The 2,929-nt window shown below is 72.4% G+C and carries 2 protein-coding genes and 1 tRNA gene; 2 read left to right on the top strand and 1 reads right to left on the bottom strand.

Annotated elements, in window-relative coordinates:
• The first annotated feature begins 296 nt into the window (after nucleotides 1-296).
• The gene (locus H5J29_RS27435) at nucleotides 297-1,208 is read left to right on the top strand and encodes a lysylphosphatidylglycerol synthase transmembrane domain-containing protein (RefSeq protein WP_220188007.1); all 912 of its coding nucleotides are present in this window, start codon (nucleotides 297-299) and stop codon (nucleotides 1,206-1,208) included.
• Between the two features lie 195 nt (nucleotides 1,209-1,403).
• Here H5J29_RS27435 and H5J29_RS27430 read toward each other — a convergent pair.
• Nucleotides 1,404-1,487 (bottom strand) — tRNA-Leu (locus H5J29_RS27430).
• A 79-nt stretch (nucleotides 1,488-1,566) separates the two neighbouring features.
• Here H5J29_RS27430 and H5J29_RS27425 point away from each other — a divergent pair.
• Nucleotides 1,567-2,883, top strand: a complete 1,317-nt coding sequence (locus tag H5J29_RS27425; protein WP_181783890.1) for a M20/M25/M40 family metallo-hydrolase — start codon at nucleotides 1,567-1,569, stop codon at nucleotides 2,881-2,883.
• The last annotated feature ends 46 nt before the right edge of the window (nucleotides 2,884-2,929 follow it).

The raw sequence follows: 2,929 nt of genomic DNA, 5'->3' as shown, positions 1-2,929 counted from the left end.
GCGGCGATGCGCGAGGTGTGGGCATGAGCACGGTGCCGGGGGTGGGTGAGGTGGCGGCCCAAGATCGCACGTTTCGTGCTCTCAGCGCGGCAAGATCGCCGGTTGGGTGCACTGAGCGCGGTTCGGACAGCGCTGAGAGCACGCAAACCACGATCATGGTCGGCGGCCGTGGCGCTCGGGAGGTCGAGCTGCCGGCGAAGCAAGATCGCCGATTGCGTGCGCTCAGCGCGGCGAGCACAGCACTGACTGCACGCAATCCCCGATCTTGCCGCGCTGAGAGCACGAAACGTGCGATCTTGGGCGCGCTCCACCACTCCGCAGCCCTGCTGAAACACCGACAGGTGCGGACGCTGCTCGCGGTGGCCCTGCTCGCGGTGGTGGTGTGGCGGCTCGGGGCCGGGCCCTTCCTCGACGGCATCCGCGCCGTGGACCTGCCCGCCGTCGGCGCCGCGCTGGCGATCGGTGTCGCGACCACGGTCCTGAGCGCGTGGCGGTGGGTCGTGGTCGCCCGGCGGCTCGGCATGCCGCTGCGCCTGCGCCCCGCGATCGGCGACTGCTACCAGGCGCTGTTCCTGAACTCGGTGCTCCCCGCGGGCGTGCTGGGGGACGTCGGTCGGGCCGTCGCGCACGGACGCGAGGTCGGCGACGTCGGCCGCTCCGCCCGCGCGGTCATGATCGAGAAGGCCGCGGGCCAGGTCGTGCTCGTGGTGGTCGGGACCGCGGTGCTGGTCGCACAGCCTGCCGTGCTGCGGGTGCTCGGCATCCCGCCACAGGTCTGGGGCCCGCTCGTCGGCCTGGTCGCGCTGGGGGCGGCCGCCGCGCTGTTCGTGCCCCGCCTGCGTACCGCCGTGGCCACCCTCCTCTCCGACGTCCGTCGCGCCGCAGGGGCGAGCCTCGCCGTCGGTGGCCTGTCCCTGCTGGCCCTGGCGGGGTACCTGGGCATGTTCCTCGTCGCGGCGCGGGCCGCGGGCGCCACGGCGCCCGTCGCGGAGCTGCTTCCCTTGTTGGTCCTGGCCCTGTTCGTGATGGGCCTGCCGATCAACGTGGGCGGCTTCGGCCCTCGCGAGGCCACGGCGGCGGTGGCCTTCGGCGCGGTCGGCCTCGGTGCGGCGCAGGGTCTGACCACCGCCGTCGTCTACGGGGTGCTGGCGATGGTCAGCACGCTGCCGGGCGCGTTCGTCCTGCTCGCCCGGCGCTTCCGAGCCTGACCACCGGGTGACCCGAGGCCCGGAGATCACCAGTGCGCGGGTGCGGGGCCCATGGGTGAACGGCGGGATCGAACCGCCGGCGCCGACGGCAACTGCTCCACCCACCCGCGGCGCGAGCGCCTCATCTCGACTCCCTCACCGCCCCGCCCGGGCGGAGTGGATCACAGGGAGGAGGACTGCAGCATCAGAGAAGAGTGTCCGAGGGGGGACTTGAACCCCCACCCCCTACTCGGGGACTAGCACCTCAAGCTAGCGCGTCTGCCATTCCGCCACTCGGACCTCACCGGGCGTGCCCGGTGCGACGAGGGAAGCATAGCGGAGGGGTTCGGGGGGTCGTGCAGGTGGTAGGAACATGGTCATGACCGGCCCCCTGACCGCGGCGGACGAGGTCGTCGAGCTCTGCTCTGACCTGATCCGCATCGACACGTCCAACACCGGCGACCCCGCGACCGTCGTCGGGGAGTCCGAGGCCGCGGAGTACGTCGCGGCGAAGCTGACCGAGGTCGGTTACGAGGTCGAGGTGCTCGACTCGGGGGCCCCGGGGCGGTCCAACGTCTTCGCCCGGCTGAAGGGCGCCGATCCGGAGCGGGGGGCGCTGCTGATGCACGGCCACCTGGACGTCGTGCCCGCGGAGCCGAGCGAGTGGTCCGTGCACCCCTTCTCCGGCGCCGTGCAGGACGGGTACGTCTGGGGCCGCGGGGCCGTGGACATGAAGGACATGGTCGCGATGACGATCGCCGTCGCGCGGCAGTTCAAGCGGGAGGGGTTCGTGCCCCCGCGGGACATCGTGTTCGCCTTCCTGGCCGACGAGGAGGCGGGCGGCGCCTACGGCTCGCAGTGGCTGGTGAAGAACCGGCCGGACCTGTTCGAGGGCTGCACCGAGGCCGTCGGGGAGGTGGGCGGGTTCTCCCTCACCCTCGCCGAGGACCAGCGGGTCTACCTGATCGAGACCGCCGAGAAGGGCATGGCGTGGATGCGCCTGCGCGCCAAGGGCAGGCCCGGCCACGGCTCGTTCATCCACGACGACAACGCCGTCACGATCCTGTCCGAGGCCGTCGCGCGGCTGGGCAACCACACGTTCCCGCTGGTCGTGACCGACACGGTGCGCGCCTTCGCGGACGAGATCCGGGCGCTGACCGGCATGGACTTCCCGGACGAGGACATCGAGGGCGCCTTCGCCAAGCTCGGCCCCGTCGCCCGCATGGTCGGCGCCACGGTCCGCGACACGGCCAACCCCACGATGCTCGCCGCCGGCTATAAGGCGAACGTCATCCCCTCGACGGCCGAGGCGACGGTCGACTGCCGGGTGCTGCCCGGGCGTCGGGAGGCCTTCCTGGCCGAGATCGACGAGCTGCTGGGCCCGGACGTCGAGCGCGAGTGGATCCAGGACCTCCCGGCCCTGGAGACCGAGTTCGACGGCCCGCTGGTCGAGGCCATGGCCGCCGCGCTGCGCACCGAGGACCCCACCGCGAAGACCGTGCCCTACATGCTCTCCGGTGGCACGGACGCGAAGGCCTTCACCGACCTGGGAATGCGCTGCTTCGGCTTCGCGCCGCTGCGGCTGCCGCCGGACCTGGACTTCGCCTCGCTCTTCCACGGCATCGACGAGCGCGTCCCGATCGACGCGCTGGAGTTCGGCGCCAAGGTCATGGACACCTTCCTGAGGAACGTGTGATGGCCGCCGCGTCCCACACCGCGCTGGTCACGGGGGGTGCGTCCGG

Source organism: Pseudonocardia pini (assembly GCF_013870575.1).
Lineage (GTDB): Bacteria > Actinomycetota > Actinomycetes > Mycobacteriales > Pseudonocardiaceae > Pseudonocardia > Pseudonocardia pini.
Note: the sequence above shows the minus strand (reverse complement) of the source record. Positions and strands in the feature narration are given on the sequence as shown.